General features: G+C 70.7%; 23 protein-coding genes and 1 pseudogene. 10 read left to right on the top strand and 14 right to left on the bottom strand.

The features are described 5' to 3' along the window. Nucleotides 1-104 precede the first annotated feature (104 nt). Both ACZ5WG_RS29095 and ACZ5WG_RS29090 read right to left on the bottom strand, forming a co-directional pair. A pseudogene (locus tag ACZ5WG_RS29095) lies at nt 105-1,405 on the bottom strand (tyrosine-type recombinase/integrase). A gap of 61 nt (nt 1,406-1,466) precedes the next feature. After that, nucleotides 1,467-2,402: a hypothetical protein gene (locus tag ACZ5WG_RS29090; protein WP_468727014.1), complete on the bottom strand. Its 936-nt coding sequence runs from the start codon at nt 2,400-2,402 to the stop codon at nt 1,467-1,469. A gap of 606 nt (nt 2,403-3,008) precedes the next feature. On the opposite strand from ACZ5WG_RS29090, the gene ACZ5WG_RS29085 reads away from it, so the two are divergent. After that, nucleotides 3,009-3,197 carry a hypothetical protein gene (locus ACZ5WG_RS29085; protein WP_468727012.1) on the top strand — a complete coding sequence of 63 codons (189 nt, stop codon included), beginning with the start codon at nt 3,009-3,011 and terminating at the stop codon, nt 3,195-3,197. Nucleotides 3,198-3,461: 264 nt separating this feature from the next. Here the strand turns inward: ACZ5WG_RS29085 and ACZ5WG_RS29080 are convergent, their stop codons facing one another. Continuing rightward, the gene (locus ACZ5WG_RS29080) at nt 3,462-4,295 is read right to left on the bottom strand and encodes an NAD(P)H-binding protein (protein ID WP_468727011.1); all 834 of its coding nucleotides are present in this window, start codon (nt 4,293-4,295) and stop codon (nt 3,462-3,464) included. 163 nt (nt 4,296-4,458) lie between these two features. Between ACZ5WG_RS29080 and ACZ5WG_RS29075 the strand changes: the two genes are divergently transcribed. After that, nucleotides 4,459-5,829: an SMI1/KNR4 family protein gene (locus ACZ5WG_RS29075; protein ID WP_468727010.1), complete on the top strand. Its 1,371-nt coding sequence runs from the start codon at nt 4,459-4,461 to the stop codon at nt 5,827-5,829. Nucleotides 5,830-5,848: 19 nt separating this feature from the next. On the opposite strand, the gene ACZ5WG_RS29070 is transcribed toward ACZ5WG_RS29075, so the two are convergent. From ACZ5WG_RS29070 to ACZ5WG_RS29060, 3 genes are all read right to left on the bottom strand, one after another. Further along, complete coding sequence (locus ACZ5WG_RS29070; protein WP_468727009.1) at nt 5,849-6,268, bottom strand: XRE family transcriptional regulator; 420 nt, start codon at nt 6,266-6,268, stop codon at nt 5,849-5,851. Between the two features lie 751 nt (nt 6,269-7,019). Next, nucleotides 7,020-7,715, bottom strand: coding sequence for an RES domain-containing protein (locus ACZ5WG_RS29065; RefSeq protein WP_468727008.1), 696 nt, complete (start codon nt 7,713-7,715; stop codon nt 7,020-7,022). A 289-nt stretch (nt 7,716-8,004) separates the two neighbouring features. After that, on the bottom strand, nt 8,005-12,642 hold the full coding sequence (locus ACZ5WG_RS29060) for a WD40 repeat domain-containing protein (protein ID WP_468727007.1): 4,638 nt from the start codon (nt 12,640-12,642) through the stop codon (nt 8,005-8,007). A 20-nt stretch (nt 12,643-12,662) separates the two neighbouring features. Here ACZ5WG_RS29060 and ACZ5WG_RS29055 point away from each other — a divergent pair, with 20 nt between their 5' ends. Then, nucleotides 12,663-14,141 (top strand): esterase/lipase family protein, encoded by a 1,479-nt coding sequence (locus ACZ5WG_RS29055; protein ID WP_468727005.1) that lies wholly within the window; start codon nt 12,663-12,665, stop codon nt 14,139-14,141. A 214-nt stretch (nt 14,142-14,355) separates the two neighbouring features. On the opposite strand, the gene ACZ5WG_RS29050 is transcribed toward ACZ5WG_RS29055, so the two are convergent. Further along, nucleotides 14,356-14,796 (bottom strand): hypothetical protein, encoded by a 441-nt coding sequence (locus tag ACZ5WG_RS29050; RefSeq protein WP_468727004.1) that lies wholly within the window; start codon nt 14,794-14,796, stop codon nt 14,356-14,358. 265 nt (nt 14,797-15,061) lie between these two features. Between ACZ5WG_RS29050 and ACZ5WG_RS29045 the strand changes: the two genes are divergently transcribed. The 6 genes from ACZ5WG_RS29045 (at nt 15,062) to ACZ5WG_RS29020 (ending at nt 18,010) form a co-directional block, all read left to right on the top strand. Then, nucleotides 15,062-15,232 (top strand): Lsr2 family DNA-binding protein, encoded by a 171-nt coding sequence (locus ACZ5WG_RS29045; protein WP_468727003.1) that lies wholly within the window; start codon nt 15,062-15,064, stop codon nt 15,230-15,232. Between the two features lie 71 nt (nt 15,233-15,303). Beyond that, nucleotides 15,304-15,645: a hypothetical protein gene (locus tag ACZ5WG_RS29040; protein ID WP_468727002.1), complete on the top strand. Its 342-nt coding sequence runs from the start codon at nt 15,304-15,306 to the stop codon at nt 15,643-15,645. Nucleotides 15,646-15,857: 212 nt separating this feature from the next. Then, nucleotides 15,858-16,094, top strand: a complete 237-nt coding sequence (locus ACZ5WG_RS29035; RefSeq protein ID WP_468727000.1) for a hypothetical protein — start codon at nt 15,858-15,860, stop codon at nt 16,092-16,094. After that, nucleotides 16,084-16,341: a hypothetical protein gene (locus ACZ5WG_RS29030; protein ID WP_468726998.1), complete on the top strand. Its 258-nt coding sequence runs from the start codon at nt 16,084-16,086 to the stop codon at nt 16,339-16,341. Before ACZ5WG_RS29035 ends, ACZ5WG_RS29030 begins: the two co-directional genes overlap by 11 nt. 197 nt (nt 16,342-16,538) lie before the next feature. Continuing rightward, entirely contained in the window at nt 16,539-16,811 is a 273-nt protein-coding gene (locus ACZ5WG_RS29025) for a hypothetical protein (protein WP_468726997.1), read from the top strand. After that, nucleotides 16,808-18,010, top strand: a complete 1,203-nt coding sequence (locus tag ACZ5WG_RS29020) for an enoyl-[acyl-carrier-protein] reductase FabV (RefSeq protein ID WP_468726996.1) — start codon at nt 16,808-16,810, stop codon at nt 18,008-18,010. Before ACZ5WG_RS29025 ends, ACZ5WG_RS29020 begins: the two co-directional genes overlap by 4 nt. 79 nt (nt 18,011-18,089) lie before the next feature. Here the strand turns inward: ACZ5WG_RS29020 and ACZ5WG_RS29015 are convergent, their stop codons facing one another. Next, nucleotides 18,090-18,584 (bottom strand): hypothetical protein, encoded by a 495-nt coding sequence (locus tag ACZ5WG_RS29015; protein WP_468726995.1) that lies wholly within the window; start codon nt 18,582-18,584, stop codon nt 18,090-18,092. Between the two features lie 146 nt (nt 18,585-18,730). Here ACZ5WG_RS29015 and ACZ5WG_RS29010 point away from each other — a divergent pair, with 146 nt between their 5' ends. After that, nucleotides 18,731-20,392: a hypothetical protein gene (locus ACZ5WG_RS29010; RefSeq protein ID WP_468726994.1), complete on the top strand. Its 1,662-nt coding sequence runs from the start codon at nt 18,731-18,733 to the stop codon at nt 20,390-20,392. A 97-nt stretch (nt 20,393-20,489) separates the two neighbouring features. Here ACZ5WG_RS29010 and ACZ5WG_RS29005 read toward each other — a convergent pair whose 3' ends face one another. From ACZ5WG_RS29005 to ACZ5WG_RS28980, 6 genes are all read right to left on the bottom strand, one after another. Then, nucleotides 20,490-21,422 carry a helix-turn-helix domain-containing protein gene (locus ACZ5WG_RS29005; RefSeq protein ID WP_468726993.1) on the bottom strand — a complete coding sequence of 311 codons (933 nt, stop codon included), beginning with the start codon at nt 21,420-21,422 and terminating at the stop codon, nt 20,490-20,492. 681 nt (nt 21,423-22,103) lie between these two features. Next, nucleotides 22,104-22,358, bottom strand: coding sequence for a hypothetical protein (locus ACZ5WG_RS29000; RefSeq protein ID WP_468726991.1), 255 nt, complete (start codon nt 22,356-22,358; stop codon nt 22,104-22,106). Between the two features lie 492 nt (nt 22,359-22,850). Further along, entirely contained in the window at nt 22,851-23,666 is an 816-nt protein-coding gene (locus ACZ5WG_RS28995; protein WP_468726990.1) for a hypothetical protein, read from the bottom strand. 79 nt (nt 23,667-23,745) lie between these two features. Continuing rightward, nucleotides 23,746-24,057, bottom strand: a complete 312-nt coding sequence (locus tag ACZ5WG_RS28990) for a hypothetical protein (RefSeq protein ID WP_468726989.1) — start codon at nt 24,055-24,057, stop codon at nt 23,746-23,748. 912 nt (nt 24,058-24,969) lie between these two features. Then, a complete protein-coding gene (locus ACZ5WG_RS28985) occupies nt 24,970-25,851 on the bottom strand; it encodes a hypothetical protein (protein WP_468726987.1) in 882 nt (293 codons plus the stop codon). After that, nucleotides 25,848-26,030, bottom strand: a complete 183-nt coding sequence (locus tag ACZ5WG_RS28980) for a hypothetical protein (protein WP_468726986.1) — start codon at nt 26,028-26,030, stop codon at nt 25,848-25,850. Before ACZ5WG_RS28980 ends, ACZ5WG_RS28985 begins: the two co-directional genes overlap by 4 nt. Nucleotides 26,031-26,168: the final 138 nt, after the last annotated feature.

The following is a 26,168-nucleotide window of genomic DNA, read 5'->3' as shown; positions in this document are numbered from 1 at the left end:
GAGGTCTTCTTTGCTCAATTCGTTCGCTGTAGCGAAATGAGGCCCCGCCGGGTGTGTCCTGGCGGGGCTTCTGCGTGGGGTGACGGCAGTAGATGACGGCAACGTCAGCGGACGATGGTGCAGGGCGGCAGTTCGTCGCTGTCACTGTTGGCCTTGGTGGTCGCCGAGCTGCCAAGCGCGGTGCTGAGGGTGTCGATGGCGTCGCGTTGGAGGCGGAGCCGTACGTGTGCGTAGACGGTGGCGGTGACGCCGATGTGGGCGTGGCCGAGGAGTTCCTTGATCACGACGAGTTCGACGCCCTGTTCCAGGAGCAGGGTGGCGGTCGAGTGACGGAGGTCGTGGAAGCGGATGCGGCGGAGGTCGGCCGTGCGGAGGAGCGTGGTGAAGGCGCGGGTGAGATAGGAGGGCCGATTGGGCCTCCCTGCGCAGTGGTGAACACGTGCCCGTTGTTCTGCCACGTGGCGCCCGCGGCCTCGCGCTCGCGCTGCTGCTGGTCGTGGTGGTGCTTCAGTGACTGGACGCAGAGGGTGGGGAGTGCGATGCGGCGTTCGGAGGCCCGCGTCTTGGTGGGTAGCGTGGTGAGCCCGCCTGCGTTGGTGCGTTGCAAGGTTCGGCGGATTGCGGCGGTGCCCGCGTCGAGGTCGATGTCTTCCCAGCGAAGTCCGAGGAGTTCGCCCTTGCGGAGTCCGGTGTGGAGGGCGAGCTCGAACAGGGTGTGCAGCCGGTGACCCTGTGCGGCGGTGAGGAACTGGCGGGAATCGGTGGCGGTGAGCAACTGGCGGGCTTCCTCGACGGTGAAGGGTTCGAAGCGACGAGGTTGGGGTGTGCCAGTGCGGACGTTGCGGGCGACGTTGCGCGTGATCTCTTCCTCGCGGACGGCGTGCTCCAGGGCGGACTTGAGGACAGAGTGGATGTACGCCAGCGTCAGTGGGGAGAGCCGCTTGGAGCAGCACGCCCCAGCGGCGCAGCAACGGGGCTGATCACGGCCGGCATCGATGCTGCGGGCGCAGCACTGGCAGGTGGTGCGGACCTGGTTGAGCCAGGCACAGACGTCTTTGGCGGTGAGCTCGGCGAGCTTCTTCTTGCCCAGGCCGGGGACGAGGTACTGGTTGACGCAGGCGGTGTATCGGGTGTGGGTGTTCTCTCGGAGCTGATGGACAGCGACGGCCTCCAGCCAGTACGTCAGGTAGGCGCTGACGCTGCCCTGTGCGGACGGAACGGGAACGTCGCGGTTGCTGGCAGCGATCTTCTCGGTGAGCTTGGCCAGGGCTTCCTTGCGGGTGGTGCCGTAGACGCGGACGCGCTTGCGGGTGTTGCCCGGGGCGAGGACGTAGCCGGCGGCTTCTCAGCGTCCGTCTTTGCGCTGGTAGACCGTCCCGCCGTTGGCCACCACCACCGGCCACACCCAACCGACCCCACCCTGAAAGGCTTGGTAACGGCCCTCTTCGGCTCCCTGCCTGTCACGCCTACAGGTGAGCCCTGGCGAGGAGCAATTCCGCCTGCTCTCGGGTGAGTATCGGCGGGGCCGGTGCTGGTGAGGGACACGTGTGTGGGTTGCGGCGGGACGACAGGATCCACTCCGCGAGGGGGCTGTCGGTCTCCAGGCTGGCCACGATCCGCACACGCAGCGCCAGCGGGGTGTCCGGGCGGGCTGCGATCGCGTTACGGACAAAGACGTCCGGGTCTTCTGCCAGCAGATCACGCAGACCGGTGGGCAGGTCCGGATGGGCAGCGGTGGCCTCGCGCACAGCGGAATCCGGGTCGCTAGCCAGTTCCAGCGAGGGGGCTGTGTATCGGACGGCGGCGGCACGGGTCACTGGATCAGCGATCAGACCTGGCAGCAGGTCCGCCGGCGGGGGGTACGCCAGAACACTGTCCCTGCGGACGTTGGGATCGGCATCCGTCAGCAGAGCCCGACGCACACGGTCCGGGGCATCGTGCCAGCGCTGGATGATCGACGACCGCACACTGGGCTCTGGGTCTGAGGCCAGGCGGGCCAGCAGTTCCGGTGGCAGGCGTTCGTTCATCGTGAGAAACGACCGCACGGAGGGATCCGGATCGTCCGCCAACCGGGCCAGCAACCCCGGCGGCTCGTCCGCGACGCTCGCGGCGACCCCGCACCGGACCGACGGCTCCGGGTGCTCCGCCAGCCGGGCCCTGACGTCGGCGGGCACGGAGGTGTTGGCAGCGAGGGAACGTGCGGAGCCGAGTTCAATGATCTCCTTGATCAGCTGCTCGGTCAGGTCCCGGCGCCTCAGAGCCACCGAGCGGCGGGCCACCGGATGCCGGAGCAGACGCCACACCAGGTCGACGGGGAGGTCCTCTTGGACTGCCAGCGCGCTCAGTTCAGCATCCAGATTCATGGACCGCAGGCTAAGCGGCTGCGCGGAGATCCGTGCCACAACCCCATCATCCGTCAACCCACCCAACCCGCCGCACGCCATGGCTGCCTCAATAAAGGCCTACGCGCCCCTGGCGAATAGCCGTCATTCCAACAGAGGGCAAGGCGATCACTGGCAGAGGTCCAGGACGAGCTCGTGGAGCGCAGCAGCGGAGTCGACGGCGAGCCGGTAGATGCCCTGAAGGCTCACCGAACGGATCAGTCGACCTCCTCGACGTACTTGAGCGTGCGCTCACCCCGACGAGAGGTGAACGTCAGGCGCTCCAGAAGGTCGGGAGGGAGGACTGGGCCGAACGTCAGGGGAGAGCCCGGCGGCCCGAGGACCACCTCGGTCACACAGCCCGCCTTCAGCGGCCGCCAGTCCAGGAGTTTCGTCTAGTCGTCGTCGTGGAGTTCCGACCCGGCATGCTCGTACGGGATGATCCGGGACACCTCCATCCCGCCGAGCACATGGAGGCGGGTGCGAAGGACCCGGACGGGATAGACCGTGTCACCGGGCTGAACGCCCGCCCGCGCGAAGCTCGGAGGGGATTGGTGCGGACCGCCGGACATCACTGACAGGTGGTCTTGCGCCGGTGAGGACGGCGACACCAGGGGAAGCGCGCGGGTGGCCGGCGGCGCAGCTCGCGGACATGCGGCGACCGTCAACGGACTCCCCGGTGTCATCGCCTGGAGCGAAGACGGGACCCCGCTTTCGCTCCTCGCCTTCATCGTCGCCGACGGCCGTATCACCGAGATCACGGCTGTGGTCGATCCGGCCGAACTCGCGCTCATGGACCTGCCGGACCCGGTGTGACTTCCACCGGCGATGGCCGCTCGTCCTCGATGTGGTCCATGCCCGATCCCGCAGAGATGGTGAACGTGGCCACCTGGTGGGCGGAGAGTGCGGGGCCCGGGATCACCGTGAGTGCCCCACACCGATCGGAGAGCACTCGAGTTGACCCGCAGGGTAGCCACGCCCTCGTCTGCCTGCGGTGTTTTCGGGAGGCCCGTGTCGGCGTACCCGTCAATGTGCCGAGCCACGTACGGACGAACGACGAACGTGCTCAGGCGGAGGGATTCAGCGGAAAGCTGCGGCGTTCTCCGAAGCCCACTGCCGGAACGGCCGGGCCGGCATTCCGGTGACCTGCGAAACCGTGTCGCGTACCGTCAGGAGCTCGTCGTTGACGTCTCCACCCGTGACGTCGAGCACCGCGTCTGCGGCCTCGGCCCCGAAGACCGCGGCCATGTGTGCGCGGGCCTCCTGGCGGCTGATCTCTTCGAAGGGAATCTCCCGCCCGAGGGCTGCCGCGATGGCCTCGACCTGCTGCCGGGCAGTTATCGGCTCTGGACCGGTCAAGGCATACGTGTGCCCCTGGTGGCCCGGCTCGGTCAGCGCCACCCGTGCCACCGACGCGATGTCCGCGGGGTGGATCGTTGGCAGCGCCGTGTCCGCGTACGGCGCGCGGACGGTTTCGTGTTGCCGGATGGGGGCTGCCCACATCCGGGCGTTCGACGCGAACTGCGTCGGCCGCAGGATCGTCCACGCCGCGCCGCTTTCCTGAAGCAGCTGCTCGACCGTCAAGTTCTCGGCGGCGGGGCCAAGGTGTGGATGGGTCTGGACGGTAATCGACGACACCAGCACCACGTGCTCCACGCCCGCCTGCCGGGCGGCGTCGAGGATGTCGGCGTCCGAACCCAGGCGAGACACGAGGAACAGCGAGCGCACCCCCTCCAGCGCGGGCTTCAACGACGCCGGCTCCGCGAAGTCGCCCTCCACAGCCTCGACCCCTTCGGGGAAGGCGGCCTGTGCGGCATTTCGGGTGAGCCCCCTCAGCGGCCCGGCACCGCATGCTCGCAGCTCCTTCAACAGCGCACTGCCTATGTTTCCGGTGGCTCCGGTCACGAGGATCACGAGCGCCTCCTCCCGTCGTCAAGTGATCAACTGGAGAGCACGCTAGAAGCTCAATCACACTTCAGGTCAAGGAGTCCCCTGCCCTTCTGCTGCTGGGCACGTTCACGTGTACGCCGACAGCCCGGCGGCATCCACTGTCACAGCCTGCGCGTACGGTCTGCGCATGGTTGATCAAGGACATTCGACTTCGGTACGGGATTTCGTGGCTTGGGAGCCCGTGCTGCGGCTCATGCTGGGCGGCGACGGGGAGAGGCGTGCCGCCCGGTCCGCCCGTGTGGCGGGACGCATCAGCCGAACCGGCTGGAGTCTGGCCCATCCGGGACGTATGTCGCCGGACGGGCGGATCGCGGTGGAGGACATACAGAGGGCGCTCGCTCGCGACGGAGTGCAGGAGGTCGCGTTCAGGGCGGAGGTCCAGCCGGACGGAAGGACCAGGCTCGGGCTGGTGTGGCCCAGCCCGGTCGTGGAACCGGCCATCGGCTACCCGGACCTGGGGGTACTCGTGCTGGTCGAAGGCGCCCAGGCCGAGCCCTGGCGGCAGCTTCCCGAACCGTTGCCCGGGGTGGTGCCGGCCCCTTCGGCGGACCTCGAGTTGCTGGAGCGGACGCTCCGCGAGCGGCTGCCCGACGCCGTCGGTGCCACGGAGGAGGAGATCGCCGCCGCCGAAGCCCGCCTGGGCGTCACGTTCTCCGACGAGATGAGGGTGCTCTACCGGGCGACCCCGCGGTGGGAGGGCTGGAGCGACGACTATGCGGCAATGGATCGCGTCAACACGGCCGTCGGCTGTGAGTTCTCCGCGCTGGAACACCTGTACAGCATCGACGCGGCAATCCGCCACCCCGGCTGGGACCTCGGCGCGACGGACACGATCAGCACCCCGCCCGACGCCGCGGTGCAGGGTCTGGCCGGTTCACCGGGCTGGATCGGCTTCGGAAGCAACGGCGGCGACGAGTTCGCGGTCGACCTGACTCCCGGCCCGGGCGGATACTTCGGGCAGGTCATCCTGATCGATCACGAGCAGAGCCTCGGTGCCGAGCTCGTGGCCGATTCCCTCACCGACTTCGTCCTGGGCCGGATGAGAGAGGAACGGCGGGATCGCCACGGGGACCAGCTCCCGGCCGTGGCCAGGGTCGGCAGCAGACACGGACACGGACGCCTTGAGACCGTCCGCGCCGCGGCCCACCCCGCCCTGGAAGTCCTGTCCATCGAGGCCCGGGACGGCGGGCCGTTCAGCCTCGCGCCTGTCGCCGGCCTGCCCCGCCTGCGCACGCTCACCGCCTTCCCCGGCGCACTGGCCGACCCCCTGGAAGTCGCCGGGCTCACCGGACTGGAGTTCCTGGAACTCGGCACGGAGGAATGGCGCGTCCTCCTGGACGCCGGAGCCGTCCCGCGCACCTTGAAGGCCGCAGCCGTCAAGGTGCGCGACCAGGACCACCTGCCCGTCGTGGCCATCGCCAACGAGATCCTGGCCCTCTGGGACCGGCCCCAGATCGTACAAACGCTCCTCGACGGAGACCTCGGCCCCACTGTATGACCGGCAGGTACGCGTGGAGTCAGCCGCCGTCGACGTAGGCTCGGGCCGCCACCATCACGTCGCGCATCCTGCCGTCGGCGATGCACTGCGCCGGAGCCTCGTCTGCGAGCTGCGGGTTCATGCCGATCATCCAAGCGCGTGCCGTGTAGAGACTTTCGGCGTCCTGGATGAGCTGGAAGACCTGCAGGGCCGCGCGCAGGCGCTGCTCCGATTCGGGTCGGGGCGTGGTGTCGCCCGATGCCCACTTGCCGACCTGCTTGGGATCGCTGATGTTGGCGATCCGCGCGGTCAGCCGCTGCCCCAGGTTCTCCTGGAGGAAGCGGGCGATCTCGCTGATGTGCATGCGCACGGTGGCGACGTGGGCTCTTTCGGCGCTGGCAACGCTCTTGGCGACGGCAACGGCGACGGCGACGGGGGGCGTGGTGGTGTCAGAAGGCATGGTCAGGTCTCCCTCGTTGCCCTGACTGCGCGCCCGTCCGGTGGCGGGTCGCGTGTTCAGGCGACGGGTGTCGGGGTGTGCCCGCAGGACCTGGCTGTCGCGTGCTGCCGCGAGGGCAGACGGAAGGGACGCTCGGTCTCGGCGAGCTGCGAACGCTTCGTGGTGTGTTCCCGACCCGCCGGGAAGCGTGTACCAGCGCGGGTGGGGTGGGGCGTGCCGACCAGCGGTTAGCTGCCGGCACTCAGCATCGATGTATTCCGGTCCGAGGGGATCCGGCACATGGATGACTGGGGTGATCTGAGGGTGCAGAGCCCGTGGCGGGCGGTGGTGCCGCGACGCGCGGCGCGGGCCCGACGGGTAAGAACGCACTGACGGCGCAACGGGTGTTGCTCATGAGATCCCCCACATGCTCCAAGTTGGTCTACGTACTGGTTAGGTTACCCATTATCACCTTCCAACTCCACCTCTTAGGCAGAATTCAGCACGTTCTCGACGGTGCGTCAACTGGCGGGTTTGAAGCCGGACTTCCGTCTTGACCTGTGTATATGTTGCTGAGCTGGGAGGGTGTCCGGCGGCGTGGGGGTGGCAGAGAACGAGTTGTTTCGCTCTTTTGGGCGACAGCAATGTGGCGGCTTTCGGGTTGGTTTCAGTCCCCTTTTCGGGTGGGCAACATGAGGGGGTTGAGGGGGGCGGGCGGAGGCTGCTCCGGGGCTGCTCCGGGGCTACCCCGGCGTGCTCCAGGGCGCTCCGGTCACAGCATCGTCAGGTCGTACTCCTCGGCCACCCGCCGCAGCGCCTCCGACTCGGGGAAGATCAGGCTGGTCTCCTCCTGCTTGAGGTCCACGTCGTTGAAGACGGCCCAGCACTGGCGCATCCCGAAGCGGGAGCGGTAGGCGATGCCGTGGATGAGGCGCTCCTGCCTCGAGGGGCCGGTGCGCTGGGTGATGGCCCACGCCGAGATCAGCCGGGTGATCCGGCGGTTGAAGCCCTGGATGTGCTCCGTGGTGAGCCTGTCCACGTCCTGTTCCGCCAGCTCGTCCTTGAGTTCGCGGGAGAGCGTCTCCAGGGTCCGCTCGTCGTCCACGTCGAGGAAGCGGGCCTCCTTGGGAGGCTGCAGACGGACCAGGATGTGCCGCGTGGTCCAGTCACGGGGGATCTTGCCGGGGGTCATGTAGGACGGCTTCATCCACTCGTCGCCGATGACCTCCCGCATCTTGGGGTCCACACGGAAGGGTGCTAACGCCTCTGCGAAGCACCCGTCGTGCTGGGAGGCGCAGTAGAGCGTGTCGTAGCTGACCAGACTCCAGCGGTTTCCGCCCGTCCGGGACGCGTCCTCCTGGCTGATCCTTTCGTACGTGACCGGGTTCTTGGCCTTCCCCAGGCGCCATACGCCCAGGTCGGGCGCGGGGATGAGGACGACGTCCGGCTGTACGGTGTCCCGGCTCATGCGGCCGCTCTCCTTGCTCCGGCCGCCCTCCGCGAGGCGCGGGCCGGTGATGCTCGTGGCTCGCGGAGGGCGGCCGGGCCGGCGGGGCGGTCCGGCCGCCGGGAGAGCCGGTCTCGTGACGGAGTGATGCTCATGAGGGGCGCTCATGAGCGGATGGCGCGCGTCCTACGGCGTATTGATCCGTGGCACATGCCGAACGATCATTTTCATGCTCTGGTACGACCGACGCGACCGGGTTGCGGTGGTCATCGGGGGCGCACGAAGGAACGCAGGGGGCGCATGCGGGTGATCAGGTTCCGCCCGCCCGGCATTCGGCGAGGTCGATCTCCACCGCGGCGGCTCCGGCGTCCCCGGCGAAGGAGAGCACGACGCGCCCACCGGCCGCCGACGGGTGCGCGGCGAGGCTGCGTACGGGACTCCCCACCGCGAGCAGCAGCCGGCACTGCCCGGTGGCGGCGTCCCAGACGCGGATGGTCCCGTCGGCCGCACCGGAGGCGACGAAGCTGCCGTGGCCCTCCGCGTTCCACAGGGCCACGGCGCGCACGGCCGCGGTGTGGCCGGTCAGCGGCTCGCCCAGGGGCCGGCGCTCGCGCAGGTCCCACAGCCGCACCGTGCCCGTGTCGCCGCCGCTGGCCAGATGCGGCGGAAGGCCGCCCAGCGGGCCGGGATTGACGGCGACGGCGTGCAGGAGCCCCTGGTCGCAGCGCAGGGGACCGCCCAGCGCACCACCGCGTTCCGCGTCCCACAGCCGTACGGTGCCATCGGAGCTGGCGGAGGCGAACCAGTCCCCGCCCCCCTCGCACGAGGCGGCCGCCACCGCCAGGACCCGCAGGCCGTGACCGGTCCACTCGCGCAGCGGACCCGGGCGGTCCAGATCCCACAGCCGGACCGTCTCGTCGTCCCCGCCGCTCAGCAGCAGGTGCCTGCCGTCGGCGGTGGCACAGCCGGCAAGGGCGCGGACGGGGAGGAAGTGCCCCTCCAGGACGTCCGGCAGCGCCTGCCGGGTACCCGCGTCCCACAGCCGGATGCCGTGGTCCTCGCATCCGGCCGAGACAAGTACGCGCCCCTCCCGCCGGCGCGCCCAGGCCATCGCGGACGGCGGCCGGCCGGTGTCGATCCGGGCGACCGCGTCCCCCGTGTCGATGTCCCGCACCTCGATGTGCGGGTGGCCGTCGCCCAGCGCGAACCAGGACGGACCGCGCAGGTCCCCCGGCTCCGGCAGCAGCAGCGCCCCGCCCGTCGGCGCCGGCTCGGCCGGCGTACGGGCGGTGGCCAGCGCGCGCCCCAGGACCTCACGGTTCCACAGGCGCAGCGTGCCGTCGGTGGAGGCGGACGCGAGGATCCCGGAATCCGGGGAGGCGACGGGGCTGAGCGCGGTCACCGCGGCGGTGTGCCCGCTGAGCAGCGCCGGAGGCTCCTTCGTGGCGGTGTCCCAGCGGGAGACGTCCCATACGGCGATGCGGCTGCCCGTCCCGGCCGCGAGGAGGTGGCGTTCGCCCAGGGTGAGGGCGGCCAGGCTGCTCACCGGCCCGTCGGCACCGGTGAGGGTGGCGAGCGGTCCGCCGACGCCCCAGACGGTGACGCTCCCGTCCGCGTGGCCGGCCGCGACCGTCCCCGGCCGCGTGGTCGCAGCGAGTACGCGTACGTCGGCCGGGAAATCGAACCGCGCCGCCTCCACCCCGGCCGCGGTGTCCCGGAACGCCAGGAACGCGCCGTCGGCGATCGCCAGCAACGGCCGGCCGGGCGCCTCCTCCTCCACCGCCGCCAGCGCGGTGGTCGTCGTACGCGGCGTGTCGCCCGGCAGGGTCAGCAGGTCCAGCGGGCCCATCCGCTCGTTCCACCAGACCACCACGCCGTCCCCGTTGACGCAGAACACCGCGAGCTCGTGCCCGCTGTCGCGGTACGCGCACACGTCGGCGATCCACATCCCGCCGGGCCGGTGGACCTGGTCGACGAGGCGGCCGGTCGCGGGGTCCCAGAGGCGGACGGTGCCGTCCGTACTGCCGGACACGAGCAGCGGCGACTGCGCGGGGCGCGGCGCGAGGAGCAGATGGCGTACGGATCCCTCGTGGGCGCCGATCCGTTCGCGGACCGCCGTTCCCTCGACCGCGTCGATCAGTTCGATGCCGCCGTCGTCGTCGCCCGCCGCGAGGGCGGGGCGCCCGTCGGGTGCCGGCAGCGCCGTCAGGGAACGCACGGTGGCGCCGAGGGTGGCCAGGACGTTCACGGGCGGCGTCCACCGGGACCACAGCACCGCCAGCGGCCCCGCCGTCTCTTCGGCGGTCCGCGGGCGCGGCAGGCCGGGGTGGCGCAGCGCCGTGTACGCGAGGTGCAGGCTGGCCAGGCGCGAGGGGTGGTCCTCCCGGTCCGCCCGGTGCAGGTAGGGCTCGACCGCGGCCCACGCCTCCAGCCAGAGCCGGCCTTCCTGCCCCCGGCCCGGGCCCAGCAGCCCGCGGATCGGGCTGCCGGTCAGCCACGGCAGCACGTCGGCCGGCACGTGCGCGTCGTCCAGGACCCCGCCCAGGCGGGCGTGGCGCGCGAGGTACCGCCGTACGTACGGGTGCGGGGCGGTGCCGGCGGCGCGGCCGCCGGTGTGCGGAGCGGCCAGATCGGCGAGCGCCCGCGCGATGCGGGCGTGCACGGCCGCATCGTCGCCCCCGCACGTGTCGCCGTACGTGTCCCGGCACGTGTCCCCGCACGTGTCCTCGTACGCGTCCCCCGTCGCGCCGGTCCCCGTCACCTCATCAGCGCCGCCGGCCCCATCAGGCTGCTCGGCAGGCTCATCCTGACCATCCGTCATTCCCATCCCCCCACCAGGTGCCGCGCCGCCCACGGGCCAGGCGCGCAGGACAGCGGCCAGCCGCTCGTGCGCCGGCCGGTACACCCGCTGGTCCTCTTCCGCGTCACGGGTGAGATACCCAGCCAGCCGGCCTTCCAGCAGCACCCGGATCTTGGCATCGGCATCCCGGAGGGCCTTCCCGTGGACGGCGGACGCGACAGCGGGCCACACCTCCCCCCAGGCGATGCCGCGCCCCTGCGCGAACGCCGTCGCGCGCAGCAGCGCCAGCGCCTCGTCCGCCCCCAGGCCGTCCTCCGCCGACCTCGCCAGATCGTCCTTCAGCAGTCCCGTCGTGCCCTCGCCCAGCCGCGCGAGCCAGCCCGCGTCGGCCGGCAGCCGCGGCCCCTCGGCGCGCAGCTGGTGCGCCGCCACGCGGGCGTCGAGGAAGGACCGCCCCACCGCCTCGGCCACCGTCCGCGCGACCTCGGTCAGGTCGTGTCCCGCCCAGTTGGGCTCCCCGTCCAGGAGGGCCCGTACGTACCCTTCCACGTCGTTGCCCATGTCCTCGTCGTCGGTACGCAGCACGGCCGCCCCGGGGAACGCGTCCCGCAGCCGGCCCAGCAGTTCCTGCCCGCCGCCGCCGCCGCCGTCCGGGACGAGGCGGTCGGCGCCATCGCTGCTGCGGACGGCGACGACCAGCCGTAACCCGCGCCGTACGGGCGACGACGGCGCGGCGCCGGACAGGTGTCCGGCCAGTGGCACCAGGACCTGGTGGACCACCGCCGCCGGGTCGGTCGCCTCGTCCAGGGCGTCGACGACGACCGTCACCATGGGGCCGGGCGAGCCGAGGAACCTCCGCAGCCCCAACTGCCAGCGGCTCAGCTGGTCCCTGCCCGAGGGGTCCGCCGCGGCTCCCAGCTTCTTCGCGATGACCGTCAACAGCCCCAGTGGCTCCCGGTTGTGCGCGGTGACCGCGATGGTCACCGCGCCCTCGTCCGGAACGGTGTCCGGCGGGCAGTGGCCGACGGCGGCCGCGAACAGGGCCGACGTCCTGAACGTCGCGTCGCTCAAGGTCACCGCGCGGCCCAGGATCGCCGATTTCCCGCTCGCGGTGATGCCCGTGACGACGAGGACCCCCGGCGCGCCCTTCAGGAAGGAGACCACCGAGGCGTTCAGGCGCTTGCGGCCCGAGAAGTACCATCCGGTGTCGTCGGCGCCGGTGCGGCCACTGGCCTTCTCCAGCCAGTAGTCCAGGTCCTCCAGGGTCGCCGCCACCTCCTGCCGGCTCTCCTCCACCGCGGCCCGCTCCGGCCGGTAGCCCGGGTTCGGCAGCGCGGCGGTCGCCACGTGCAGCTTGCCGCCCATCAGCGGGCGGCAGTCGAGGGACAGGCTCCGGCCGAGCTCCGCGCCGACCGCCTGCGCCGCCTGGTACAGGGCCCGGCTGAACTCGTCCATCGTCAGGTAGGGGCGGGTGACCCCGCCGGCCGTGCGCAGCCACTCGTGGGCCCGGCGCAGGACGAGCGCGAACTCCCCGCCCAACACCTGCATCTTGGGCGCCGCGGTGGTCAGGACGTTCAGCGTGGCGCGCGTGGTGCGCGCGGTGTCCAGGCTCCGCGAGAGTTCCAGCAACTCCCCTCCCACGTCGGCGGACTCGCACATGTTCACGATCACCAGGACGTCCCGGGCGTGCGAGTCGAGCGCGGCGATCACGATCTCCGTCGTACGCAGCCCCGTCGCCAGGAGCCGTTGGGTATCGGTGTCCCGCAGCACCGCGAAGTGCTTGGCCGCGCCCGAGGTGAGGCCGTGGCCCGACACGTACAGCACCACGGGGACGTCCGGCTCCGCCTCCCGGATCCCCGCCGTCTCCAGGAAGCACTCCACGTCATGACGGCTGGTCACCGGCTGTGCGGGCGCCACCTTCACGAATCCGGGCCCGTCCGGGGGCGGCCGCTCCCACCACAGCGCCACCGCCTCCAGCTGCGCGCCGAGGGCCTGGCGCAGTGACTCGGTCCCGTCCTCCATCGGCAGGACGTACAAGGTGCCGGCGGGCGGCGGCCCCACCACGGCGGGCGGCGGCCCCACCACCACCGGCAGCGCAGCCTCCTCCACCGCATCGGCTAAGCCGATCTCCCCCCGCTGCCCGTCCACGGTCCCTATTCTTCACTGCCATGAACGAGCAGCAGCGCCAGCGCCGGCACCGCACGGACGACTTACCCGACCACGTCACCCAGGACGCGGTGGTCGTCGTACCGGGGATCATGGGCAGCACCCTCCACGACACGCACACCGGCAAGGCCGTCTGGGGCCTCGGCGGCGTCTCCTGGCTGCTGAAGGCCTGGACCACGCCCGCCGGCCTGAAGTCCCTGGCCATGACCGAGGACGAGCTGGCGGGCAAGACCGGCCGCATCGAGGCGACCGGCCTCCTCAAGCACTCCGCCTGGACCCCGTACCTCGCCGGCAGCGAGCCGTACACCGACCTCGTCGACACGATCCGCACCAGCGTCGCCGACGACGCCGCGATCCTGGAGTTCGCCTACGACTGGCGCCTGCCCGTCGCCGTCAACGGCCGTCTACTGGCCGACGCCGCGCGCCTCCACCTGACCGACTGGCGCCGCCACCCCGCCCACACCCAGGCCCGCCGCCACCGCCAGGACCAGCGGGAGGGACGGCTCGTCTTCGTCGCCCACTCCATGGGCGGGCTCGTCACCCGCGCGGCCCTCGACCCCGGCTACGACAGCGACCTCCAGGCCGACACCCGGGGCGTCATCACCCTCGGCACGCCCTTCCAGGGCTCGGTCAAGGCGGCCGTCATCCTCGCCACCGGCCGGGGTGCCCCCGTACGGCTGCCGCACCGCAAACTCCGGGCCATCTGCGCCACGATGCCCGGCCTCCACGACCTGCTGCCGCAGTACCGGAGCCTGCGCGCGGGGGACGACGTACGCCACCTCACGCCGAGCGACGTCGCGGCCATCGGCGGCGACGCGGAACTGGCGCGGAACGCGGCCCGCTTCCACCACGGCCAGAAGGGCATCACCCTGCCCGGCCACCGCTCGGTCGTCGGCATCAACCAGCCCACCTGGCAGAACCTGACGATCACCGACGGCAAGGTCGAGGCACACCTCGACGGCGCCCGGCAGAACTCCGACGGGACCTTCATCCTCGACCGGCACGACCGCGTCCGGTACTTCCAGGTGCACGGCGACGGCACCGTCTACAAGGAGTCGGCGATCCTCACCGACATCATCACCCACCTGCCGCTCCAGCACGGCGACGTCGCCAAGGCGCAGACCGCCCTCGAAGCCGTCACCGAGATCGTCCGCGACGACATCAACCCCGGCCCGCCCCAGGGCGAGGCCGGCTGCGGCCTGAGCGCCCCCGACCTGGTCCCGGCGGGCCGGCCCTGGAAGCTCCACCTCAGCGACGTCGACACCCTCTCGGGCCTGACCTGCCGCCTCACGGACCTCGAGAACCCCACCCGCCCGACCCCACTCACCCTGACCTGGGAGGACGGCGTGGCCACCGCAACGGCAACCGCCCCGACCCCGGGCCTGTACCGCATCGACGTCCGCACCCCGGACGGCTGCGACATCACCCAGCTGACCATGGCCACCGACCCGGACGAGCCCCTGGCGGAGGCGGAGGACTGAACCCGGCCTGCTCGAACGGCAGATGCCCGGAGCAGCCGCATTCAAGGCCCCGGCCCCGGCGTCGCCGCAGTCGCCCGGCACGCAGCCGAGCGGGACACCGGCGCCCGCCATCGTTGGTGAACGCCTCGTCAGGCCGGCCGGGCGCGTCCCTGCTCCAGACCCGCCGACGCCGATCCCGTGGCCGCGCGGCGGGCGCCCGGCGCGCCGCGCCCGGCTAGCACCCGTCGCCGAGGTTGATCCCCGACGCGGCGGCCGAGTACACGACGTACAGCTGGATCAGCTCCATCGGAATCGCCAGGACGCTGAACCACACGGTGGTGCCGGCGAGCAGACCCGGCCAGGTCTCCCCGAGCCGGAGTCCGTACCGGCCGCGCAGCCGCCGCGCGAGCAGCACGCACACCGCCACCGCCGTCACGCCGAGGACCGCACCGGCCCACCCTGCGACGTACTCCGCCACCGGGAAGGGCAGGTGCCGACACGCTTCCCGCTGCCGGTCGGCCCACTCGTGCTGCATCTCCTGCGTGTGCAGGGAGGTCCCCACACCCGCCACGGTCATCAGCGGCACCATCAGTGCCGCCGTCACGGTGCCGTACGGGACGGCACGCGGGCGCGCGGCGCCGTCGCCCGTAGCGGGGGAGGGTGAGGTGGCGGCCATCAGTACCGATCCGGTTCCGGGCGAACGATGCGGATGTGCTGCTCGCCCCCGTTCCTGTTCGCGATGTGTTCCCGGCTGTTCGGGCTCACGTTCGGTATCGCCCGGGGCTCGACGATATCCTCCGCCGTCCTCGCCACCGCCGACCGCATCACCCGCGCCGGTACCGGGGCCCGCTGGAATTCCTCGCGTTGCTGAGCGCCATGGCCGGCCCTCAGCAGCACGGGCAGAAGCGTTCGTTGTCAGTGGCCCCACGTACGGTCTGCCCATGGATGGTCAGCAGTCGCCGCTTTCTCGGAGCGGACCTGGCAGGGCCCGTCGGCTCGATCCTCGTCCGGAGGATGAGCCCATACGCCGCTGGGCGCGTGCGAATGGCCATCTGGTGAACGACCGCGGGCGTGTCCCTGCAACCCTCCGCGAGGCTTGCGAAGCGCAGTGAGCATGCGGACCAGGACCGTCTGAGTACGTGCGCCCATGCGGACGGTGCGCACGAAGCCGTGCAATGGATCCATGAACGCGACTCCGCCCCTCGTACCTCCGGCCGCTCGGCCCCTGGCCCCGCCGTGGTGGCTGGCCCCGGCCCTGTTCACCGTGGCCGCGGTACTGGGCGGTGCATGGGGATACCGCTCCTGCCCGGTCGTCCACGCCACGCCGTGGCTGACCCTGCCGTACGCCGTTCCGATGGCCCTGGTGGCAGCCTCCTGGTGGCCGCCGTCCCGCCCGGGCGCACGGGCCCGTTGCCTGGTCCTGGGCGGGGTCGGCGCCTTCGTGGCCCTGGTCTACGCCCACCTGGCGACCTTCGTGCTGTACGCGGCGGCGTTCGTGCTGTGGGCCTTCCAGGGCGGTGGCTGAGGCCGACTTCAGGCCGTGGCTCTTGCCGGGCCTGCGAAGCCCGGCGCCGTACCTCGCCAGCTGGGCCGGCTGCGGCTGCGGCTGCGGCGCCGGCTGCAGGGTGAGCGGTCGCGCGGGGGGCGCCGGGGCACGATTCGTCCGTACCGGGGTGCGGCGGCCCGTCCCGCCGATACCGTGGTGACACACGTCAGATGACAGCCCAGGAGCCCCGGATGAGCCAGCAGCCGGCCACCGCGCCCGTGCCCGAACGCCTGCCCCTCGACGAGCACGCCGCCGCGTCCGTCCTCGCGTACGCAGCCGACCAGCGCGCGAAGGCCGACGTCCTCGCCTCCGTGCTCGAGGACATCGCTGCGAACGGCTACCCGTCCCCGGAGACCGGCGTGCTGTGGGAAACCGCTCGCGACGCCCACCTCGCCCGTCTCGCGGACGAGCGGCCCCGTGTCGCCTGACCACTCCGCGCGCCGCTCGAGCGTCGTCATGGTGGAGCCCGCGCTCACCCAGCTGGCCAAGCTCACCGCGAACGAGACGCACCGCCTGGACCGCGCGATCGTCGCCGTCAGCGTCAACCCCGAACTCGGCACCGAGGTGCCCGGCACCCTGCTGCGCGACTACGCGGACGAGATCGACGGGGTGCGCGTCATCTACTACGTAACTGCCCTGCGGACCATCACGATCGTGGCCTACGTCGAAGCCTGAGTTGCACACCGGCAACGCCCTGGATCCGCTTGGAGGATGCAGCCCAGCGTGGGTGGCGGCTGTTTGGCGACTCCGCATGCACTTGCCCTGAACGGGCCACCGGCTACGACTCCGCTCCCGGTCATCCCCGAACAGCAGCTGATGACGAGGCTTCGCGCGGCCGCGGCCGTCGGCCGGTGAGAGGCGAGGCGGTGTCAATGCCGCACAGCACAACGACCGACCACATTCTGCGTGACACCTTGTCACGAGCCGCTGACGGAACCATCGATACGATCTTCGATGACGGGTGTCCGGAGCAGGACTTCGGCGTCGACCGCCCGGCCCTGGCCGAGCTGCCGACCGACCTCGAAGAGCGGCTGTCCGTCGTCATCCCGGACGAGGAGACCGGCCGCCTCCACGCGGTCGCGGACCTGCGCGCTCTCCTCGCCCGCCTCGCCCGCCTCGCCCCCAACGGAACGGACGCATCGTGAGCCCTCGCCAGATCGAGCCCAAGCAGCGCGGATTCCTCATCGTCAACTCCCACCCCGAAGGGGCCGCGCAGACCGTACGCCGGACATGGGAGGCGATCCCGGCCCGTACCGACGGCCGCAAGCCCGTCGCGCTCATCCTGGGACACTCCGCCGGCTACGGGCTCGCCACCCTCCTGGCCGGACTGCGCCGGCACGGCATCCGCGGCATCGGAGTCGCCTACGAGGCCGCCGACACCGGGCGCCGCACCGCGACAGCAGGGTGGTACCGCACCGCGGCCGCCGCCCGACTCGCCGCCGAGGACGGCCACGACATCCGCTTCGTGAACACCGACGCCTTCTCCACGGACGCCAAGACGCACGTCATGGACCTCTTGGAGCAGCACTACGGACCCGTCGACTACCTCATCTACAGCCTCGCAGCACCCCGCCGTACCGACCCGGCCACGGGCACGGTCCACCACTCGGTGATCAAACCCATCGGCGCCGCCTACGAGGCACCCGCACTCGACTTCTCCGGCACCGACCCGAAGGTCACCCGGGCCCGGATCGAACCCGGAACCGAGGGCGAGACGCGCGCGACGGTCGCGGTGATGGGCGGCGACGACTGGGCCCTGTGGGTGCGCGCCCTGGCCGCTCGCCGGCTCCTCGCGGACAAGTTCACCACGGCTGCCCTCACCTACGTCGGCTCGGAGGTGACCGCGCCCGTCTACAGGCAGGGAACCATCGGTGCCGCCAAGGAACACCTGGAGCAGACCGCCCACGACCTGAACACCTCGGCCGCACTCAAGGAGCAGGACGGCCGCGTCTTCACGGTCGTGGCCGGCGCCGCCGTCACCCAGGCATCCAGCGCGATCCCCTCCATCGCCCTGTACACCGCCTTCCTCCGCACCGTTCTCGGCGAGGAGGGCTTCCGCACCACGGCCGAGCAGGCCGTGGACCTGTGGGACCAGCTGGAGGGCCGCACCCCGCTGCTCCTCGATGCGGCAGGGCGGATCCGGCTGGACGGCTGGGAACTCGACGAGCAGGTCCAAGACCGCGTCCGGGAACTGTGGGCGGATCCCGAGCGCGGCATCGAAGCAGCCCGGGCCGGCGCGGACTGGTTCATGAGCCAGGTCCGGGAACTCTACGGCTGGGGCCTCGAAGGCGTGACCTACGGGCAGCCGGTCGAGACCGAGGTTGCCTGGCCCGCACCTCGGTAGACCGACCCGAGCGCACGCGAGACCGGGTACGCGATCGGGTGCCGCTGCCGTTGGGCGACAGGCCGAGGGGTACGGCCCCTCAGACCGCAGCCGTGCAGAACAGGCACGCCTCCCAGAACGGCAGCGCGTCCAGTACCCGGTGGCGTACGCACGAGGCCATCGCGGCCTCGTCCAGTCCGGGCAGGACGCCCGTGCCGGCCCTCGCGGTCGCAGGGTCGAACTCCTCCACCATCGCCCGGTAGGCGCGCAGGTACCCCTCGGCTCGGGGCGGATCGTAGGTCAGTTCCTCCCACCGGTGGCGGGACAGCGCCAGATCGAGCACGCGTAGCAGGAAGTCCTTGGCCGCGGCCCGTTCCTGCGGCGTGTCGCCCCAGTCGAGCTCTGCCAGGCCGAAGCCGACCACCCCACGCCCCATCACGTTCTGGTCCTGGAGCGTCAGCAGGGCGGCGAAACGGAACTCCCACGGCTCGTGGGCAAGCGCGGACACGGCGAGCATCAGCACGTCCACGAACACCGCCGTGCCGCCGTTCGTCATCTCCAGGTACCGACCGTCAGCGCCGCCGAACACGTTCATGACTCCACAGTAAAGAGAGAGGGGGAGGCCACCCCCTCCGCGGCGGAAACATGTTCGTACGCACCGCCGCTATGTGTACTCTGAATCCGCTTCACCTTCTGAACAGGTTCAAGAACAAGGGGGGACCGGTGCAGCGTCACCGCGTCATGATTTCTGCTGCCGTCGTCGCGGCAGCCATCGGCTTCGTACCGAACGTGGCCCAGGCCTCAGACCAGCCTGCGGACCGTACGGGCAGCGTGGCCGCCAAGATCGATTCCGCGAAGGCCGCGGCGGCGGCTTCCGCCGTCTTCCACAGCCCCGCCAAGCGCACCGTGCGCAAGGCCACCACCGCGCCCGCCGATGCGGGCAAGACCGGCAAGACGGCCGCCGCTCCGCAGGCCGCCGACGCCGCGAAGGACAACCCGGGCCTCGCGGTCGACCTGCTCGCCTCGGGCACCACCGCGCACGGCATCAGCCTGGCATCCCAGATCAGCACCAGCGTCGAGTCCTCGATCCGGGTCGACATCAACTGGGGTGACGGTCAGACCGAGACCACCCACACCACCAACGCCAAGCTCCTCAAGTCGAACCACACGTTCTCCGAGGTCGGGACCCACAAGGTCACAGTCACCCTGACCGACCTGAACAACAACGTGACCGCCACCAACAGCGTGGAGACCCAGGCATACGGTTCGAAGTTCACCCCGCACGGCCCGACCCGGCTGCTGGACACCCGCGACGGCACCGGCGCCGCCGCCGGCCCGGTCCTCCCGTACGGCACGACCCGTGTGAAGGTCGGCGGCAACAGCGGCATTCCGGACGGTGCGACCGCCGTGGCCCTCAACCTGACCGTCACCAACGCCCGCTCGGGCGGCCACATCACGGCCTACCCGTCGGGCACGGAGCAGCCGAACACCTCGAACGTCAACTTCGTCGCGGGGCAGACCGTGCCGAACATGACGATCGTGCCCGTCGGCACGGACGGCTACGTGGAGCTCGTCAACCGCAGCTACGGCAACGTGGACCTGATCGCGGACGTCACCGGGTACTTCACCCGTACCAACGCCAGCGGCTACACCTCGCTGGACCCGGCCCGCATCGTCGACAGCCGTGAGGGCCTCGGCATCTCATGGGGTCAGGTCGCAGGGCAGGGCACGTTCCCCGTCCAGATCGCCGGCCAGGCCGGCGTCCCGTCCGGGGGCGTCACCGCCGTAGCCCTCAACGTCACGGTCACCAACCCGCGGAGCGCCGGCCACCTCACGCTCTTCCCGAGCGGGCAGCAGGCCCCGTCCACCTCGAACGTGAACTTCACGTCGGGCCAGACGGTCGCGAACTCGGTGATCGTCCCGGTGGGCCCCGACGGCAGGATCAACGTCCGCAACGGTTCCTGGGACCCGGCCGACGTGATCGTGGACGTCGTCGGCTACTACAGCCCCGACAGCAAGGCCGCCTACCTGCCCGTCAAGCCCACGCGGTTGTACGACTCGCGCGAGTGGTCCCGGGTGGCGGGCCAGGACTACAGCTACCTGCCGCTCGGGGACGGCAAGCCGTGGGTCACGGGCTACGTCCTGAACGCGACGGTCACCAACACCCAGGGTGACGGCCACCTCACGGTCGCACCGGACCCGAACACCTGGGCCTCGTACCTCGACGGGACCCGGATCCGGCCGACACCGCCCAACTCCTCCAACCTGAACTGGACGAAGGGCGCGACCGTCCCCAACCTGGTCCAGGCGAGCACCGGCAAGAACGGCGTCATCGACCTCTGGAACCGCAGCTGGCAGCCCACCGACATGGTGGTCGACATGTTCGGTCTCTACGAGTACTGATCCGCCCGGCGGGCCGAGCCCTCACGACGGTGCCCCGGGAACAGCCAGTGCGGCTGTTCCCGGGGCACGTCCCTTCCCGGCCGGATCCGGGCATGTGTCACACGGGCAGCGGGGAGCGCAGTGCGGCCTCCCGAGCAGGCGTCCACGTGTTCATGGCGCTCTCCCGGACCACTGGCGCCCCGCTGTACATCTTGATCACGTCGTTGATGAAGTGCCGTGAGTCGCAAGGGTTGAGGGCTTGTGCCTGAAGGTGGTCGTACATGATGTGGTACATGCGCCGGTCGGAATGTTTCTCCACGTAGAGATCGCCGGTGAAGCGCTCCAGATAGACGACTCCCGCGTCGGTGTCGGGAAACGTGAGGGTGGAGAACTGCCCTGTCATCCCGGGGTGGGCTCCGGCGCTGTGGGGGAGGACCTGCACGGTGATGTGCGGCTGTTCACCGAGGGCGTTGAGGTGCTCGAGTTGTTCCCGCATGACGTCGCGGTTGCCGATGGTGCGATGCAGTACGGATTCGTCCAGGATCGTCCATAAGCGGAGCGGCCGAGCGGGGTGATGTGCGCGGTGCTGGCGCCGCAGCCGCACGTCGAGACGGACTGCGGCCTGTTCGACCGGGGGGCAAGGGACCGTTTCCGCGATGATCGCAGCTGCGTAGGCGCGGGTCTGCAGCAGGCCGGGGACCACCAGCGGCTCGTAGGAGTGGATGGCGGCGGCCTCCGTCTCCAGGCCGATGTACACGCCGTAGGGAACATCGCCGCAGGCAACCCACCAGCCCTGCCGAGCCGATTCCTTCGCCATGCGCATGAGCGAGTCGACGACGCCCTGCTCGGTGACCCCGTAGAGTCGGCACAGGTCGCGCACATCCCGCGGATTGATGGGACGGCGCCCCGTCTCGATGAGGCTGATCTTGGGCTGTGACACGAGCAGGTGCTTCGCCACCTGCACGGACGTCATTCCCGCCGCCCGGCGAAGCTGGCGAAGCTCCGCGCCGAGGCGGCGCCTTCTGACCGTGGGACTTCCGTTCGCCGTCACCGGCGGTGCACCTCCAGCTCAAGAACCTCGCGCAGGCTCCCTCGCCCCACGGCCGACACCGGCAAATCGCATTCTGCATACCCTGCCCGGCACTCCACGCATCTGCACGACGAGCACCACCTGTTCGGACTAAGACGGGAGGCCGGCGGTTGCGCGGTTCCTATAATGCGGCCGTCGGTGGCGGCGGGTACCTGCTGACGGTCTGGGGCCGACCCGCGGCCGTGTCGCGGGGCACGTGCCGGGGGAGTGCGTCAAAATGTGCTGGAGATCCACCGTCTGACGGCTGCGTTGGTGGCGTCGTCGACCGTGGAGAGTACTGCGATGGCGTGGAGGTCGCCGACGAGCGGCGGAACGCCCGCGGCGGTAAGGCAAGCGTGCAGATCAAGGCGTCGGCGGTCTGCGGGACTCAGCCCGCCCGGAGGATGACCGGAAGCGGGGAGAGGGTCCAGGGGGCGCGGGGCGCTCGGTTCCTCGGCGTCCGCCAAGCCCCGTATGCCCGGGAACCGGTAGGGGTCGAGTTCCGTTCCGGGCGCCTTCGGAAGGTGGGATGAAGGCTGCCACGCGTTCATGCAAGAACCTCCGCGAGTGTGTCACTTGTGGCGAGGAAGCTGCGGTGTGCCTGCGGGCACGACGTGGTTCGGGTGGCCGGCCGAGTGTCTCCGGATCGGTCGCAGCCCGTTGTCACCGGTCTTGCAGGGCGTGGGCCCCGGCTGCGATGACCTCGGCGAGCCGGTTGGCAAGGTCTGTGCTGCACCCTCCGAGCCGGACCAGACCACGGCAGCCCACAGGGCCGTCGTTGCTGAGTGAGGGAAGGGCCAGGCCGGCGAGGGCCAGTGCGGCCTGGAGGTTGGTGACGGCGTCCTGGCCGGCCCGGTATGCGGCGTCCTGGCGTCGCTCGTACTGGATTCGCTCCGCGCGGGCGAGGTCGTGGATCATGATGCTGTCCTCTCGATGGACGGGAAACGGGGCGCTCAAGTGCGTTGCCGATTCGGATGGTTCAGGCGGTCGGGCGCCCAACAGCACAAGGATTTCCCGCGCTCGCACATCACGGCGTGCAGATTCTTCGTGCAGATTCTTCGTGCAGAGTGGTCGTGCGGATCCGCCGGGTCGCGCTCCGCTGGGTGCGGTGCGGGCCCTAATGCCCAGGTCGTGACTGTTCGGTGCGGGAGACCCGTAGGACTGAGACCGTGCCCAGCCCGTGACCTATCGGTTTCGATCTTCGTTCCTGTGATGGAAGTGATCACGAGCACAGGAATCCGGGAAGGATCGAGTTGTCCGACACGTCAGCGACGCTCGACCGCCGTGCACCGCGTCCCCACGGCGCCGTGCTCCGGGGAACCCTGTCTCCGGACTCCCTCGACGCCGACCCCGGTAAAGGACGCACATCGATCTGCAGCGGGACCTCCTACGACGACGGGCTCGACCCCCTCATGACCCGTAGCGGAATCTGTAGCCGGGGGCGGAATGCCCCGCAGGCCTGTGATCCACCACCGGGTATTCGGAGACCGGCGTACCGGGGCTGCTCGGCGCGGCCGGGGGCCGAAGCTGGGAGGTCGTCCGGTTACGGTGGCGCGGCACGGGGTGACGGGGTGGTCGTGTGAGTGTGATCTGGCGGACGAGCTGCTGGAAGCAGGCCAGTGCCGCGACGGGAGGAAGCGTGGCCGCAGCCTGCGCGGCGAAGGTTCTGGGCGCCTGGGCCACGCACAGAAGGGTGGCGAGGGTGGAGAACAGGAGGACGATGGACCAGGAGTGGATGGCACGACGTTGATGTAGGGCTGCCCGGAGGATGGACAGGGAGGCGACCATCCAGGGTCCGTAGAGCAGCAGGGGCCACCAGCTGACGACGTCGTGCGCGGTGTTCGGTCCGGCGCTTTGGCGCAGGGCCTCGGAAATGGCCAGACCGCTGAAGATGCTCACCACGGCGGCGATGACCGCGACCAGCAACGCCGAGAAGAGGCTGCCCGTTCGGAAAAGGGTCAGCATCGGCGCCTTCGGCGGAACCCGGCGGTGCCCGTTGGGGGTCTCCGTGCGCGGCCTGTCGTAGGTGCTCTGGGGCAGCCCGGTGGCAAGGCCGGCGGCGCTGACCGTGTCAGCGGTTTCGTCGAATCCGATGCGGTCGAGCGGCTCCGCGTGCCTCGCTCCCCTGGACTCCTGCAGAAGGCAGGCCAGCTCCTCCGCCGGATCCCACCCGGAGTTCATCTCGTTCAGCCCGAGGAGCGGTTGCGTGGGCGCTGCGTGCTGCACGGGTTCCGTCCCCGGCCCCGGCCAGGACGCCGGGCCTTCCGGCTGGCCGTAGAAACCACTCGCGTCTTGAAGGCCGTATTCATACAAGGGAGTTCCGCCCGGATCGCTCGCCGACGGACGACATGGTCGAAGCCGCCTCTTGAAGCCGCCTGCCGAAGTCGTTCTCGATCGCGTTCATCGCCTCCAGGAAGTCCTCGAAGACCGACGACGAGTAGTGGAGGTCGACATCCCTCCCCTCACGGTGCAACGTCGCGCTCTCGTTCGGGGCCCAGTCTGCCGAGACCGGCGTGTAGGTCCATTTCCCCACCCTTGTGGCCCCGGCACGAACACTGCGTCCGTCGCCCTCTGCGCCGCTCTGCGGAAAGATGGACGAGTGGTTTGCTGTTGTCATAGTCCACCCAACGCTTCGGAACCCTGGTTAGGTGTGCTCCATGCAGGTGAGGGTGGCGAGGAAGGCACGGGTTGACAGGTGTCTCTTATCGGTTATGCACATGCGAAGTCCGCATCCGCACCCCGTGCGAGCTGCAGTTCTTTCCGTCGGCAGCCAGTAGTGCCGTAAGCCGGGGTTGCCTTCGGAATGCGCGACCTCCTGTGGGCGCACGGCCGCCGGGCCGGCCGGCGAAGCGCACTCGGTCGCTGACGCGGCGCTCACGCTCCGCCACGCGCCCCCTTGGGTGACTCCGACGGCGTTGTGTCCCCTAGGGCCGCCAGGTCCCGACCCGACTGCTCGTAGGTAAAGCATGCGAACTGACGAAGACCAACACAATGCTGCGCGTGACTGCAATCGGCTGACATAACGCAACTCGTCATATGCCTATGCGTTATGTCGAGGTGTCGCCGGAGCCCCGGCCGCAGGCGGCACTCTCACCTCAGTCACGGAAAGGAACCGCTGTGACAGATGCCCTACCGTGGATCGTGCTGATCTGCGCTGCACTGGGTACGGGAATCACCGCTTGGACGTCATCAGGGGTTGGCCGTATGCACTACACAGACAGCCGCGAGCTACGACGCGCACAACACTTCAAGGACGTCCTGTCCCGGCACGTGGACGCATTGCAGGCGCGGCACGGGGGCGCGGCGGGGGCAGCGCCGGAGACGACCGGTGTCTCGGTCGGTATCCCGGCCTGTTCCGAGTGCGGCGCCATGTCCGGCCGGCTGTGAATGCGTTCGACCCGCTGCGACCGCAGTAGACGGCACCAGCCATGCCCGCTCGCCTGACAGCGCGCGCTGCCAGGTGGTGTGGAAGGAGCGCAAGGCGGGCGTCGCGGACGCGTCGGTCGGGGCGTTCGGGGGAGTTCGGGTGTCACCGGCCCCCTTCCGCCGGCCGACGGCGCCAGGGAGTTTGCGGGGTGTAGCGCCGAAGCAGGGTCTCGCGCTCCGTCTTGAAGGCGTCCCCGGCCGACGCGATGGGATCAGATGCTCCCTCACTACGGGCACGGCTTCGGGCCCGCTCCTCGTTGGCCACGTCCTCACAGGCCCGCAGCAGACCCAGCGTGTGGGCCAGGGCGTTGACCAGCAGGACCGGCGCGTCCGGGAGAGCGGGCATCCGTCGGGGAACCGTGACCAGGGACAGCCCCGCGAGCTGGTCCGGGCTCTCGGCCCGGGCCCGCACCGTGCCCGTGGTGGTGGCCAGATGCCCGCCGGCCGCCATGACGTCGTGAAGCAGCCGCACCGGACCCGCCTCGGCGCACCGGCGCGGCCGCCGAGGCGTCACGAGCGGATCCCGCGAGGCCACCTCGTTGCAGGCGAGCTCCAGGCGCCGCGCCCACCGCAGCTCCCTGTTACCGGAGGCCAGGGTGACGGCATGCCGCGCGATCTGGTCGATCAGGTCGCCAAGCTCCAGCAGTTTCAGCGTCCGGGCCCGCAACAGCCACGCCACCTCCACGCGGTACTTGCCGTGCGGGTCCACCGCCTCCAGCTCATGACCGCTGTGCCAGCGGACGTCCACCCGGTCCCGCGGACCGCCACTCGAGGAAACGGCTACATGGACGTCCGCCACCGCCCAGCGGCGGCCGCCGTACTCGACCAGCGGCAGGCACAGTTCCCCTCGCGGCGTCCGCGCACCCGGCCGAGCCCAGCCGGTCAGCGACGTGCTGCCCAGCTCGGACAGGGCCAGCTCAGCGCCATCGAGGTCGACCGGCGGGAAGTCACCGGCGAACGTCAGTACCGCGCTGTCCTCCGTCATCGGACAGCCCCCGCACGGATCCGGACCGCCTCGCGGGCCGCCGACCAGCGAACGTCCGACTCGTGGTCGTCTCCGGCCTCATCCCGGAGCCCCTCGATCGCCGCGCCGCCGACCGTGCCCGTTCCGGCGGTCATCTCCTCGCCGCCGGCCGGTTCGCCGTCGTCCCACATGCTGCCCATCGGTTCTCCTCCGCGGTGTTGTTCGCCAGATGTCCGCATGGGGCCCCCTTCGACAAGCTCGGCGCCGCCGCGGTCCATTCGGGCAAATTACCCGTAAGGGGGCAGGTCCCGTGGTCTCGTGGACACGCAGCCTGTGCG

The sequence above is a fragment of the Streptomyces sp. NPDC032745 genome (genome assembly GCF_055579465.1).
This window is presented reverse-complemented; position numbering and strand designations above follow the sequence as displayed.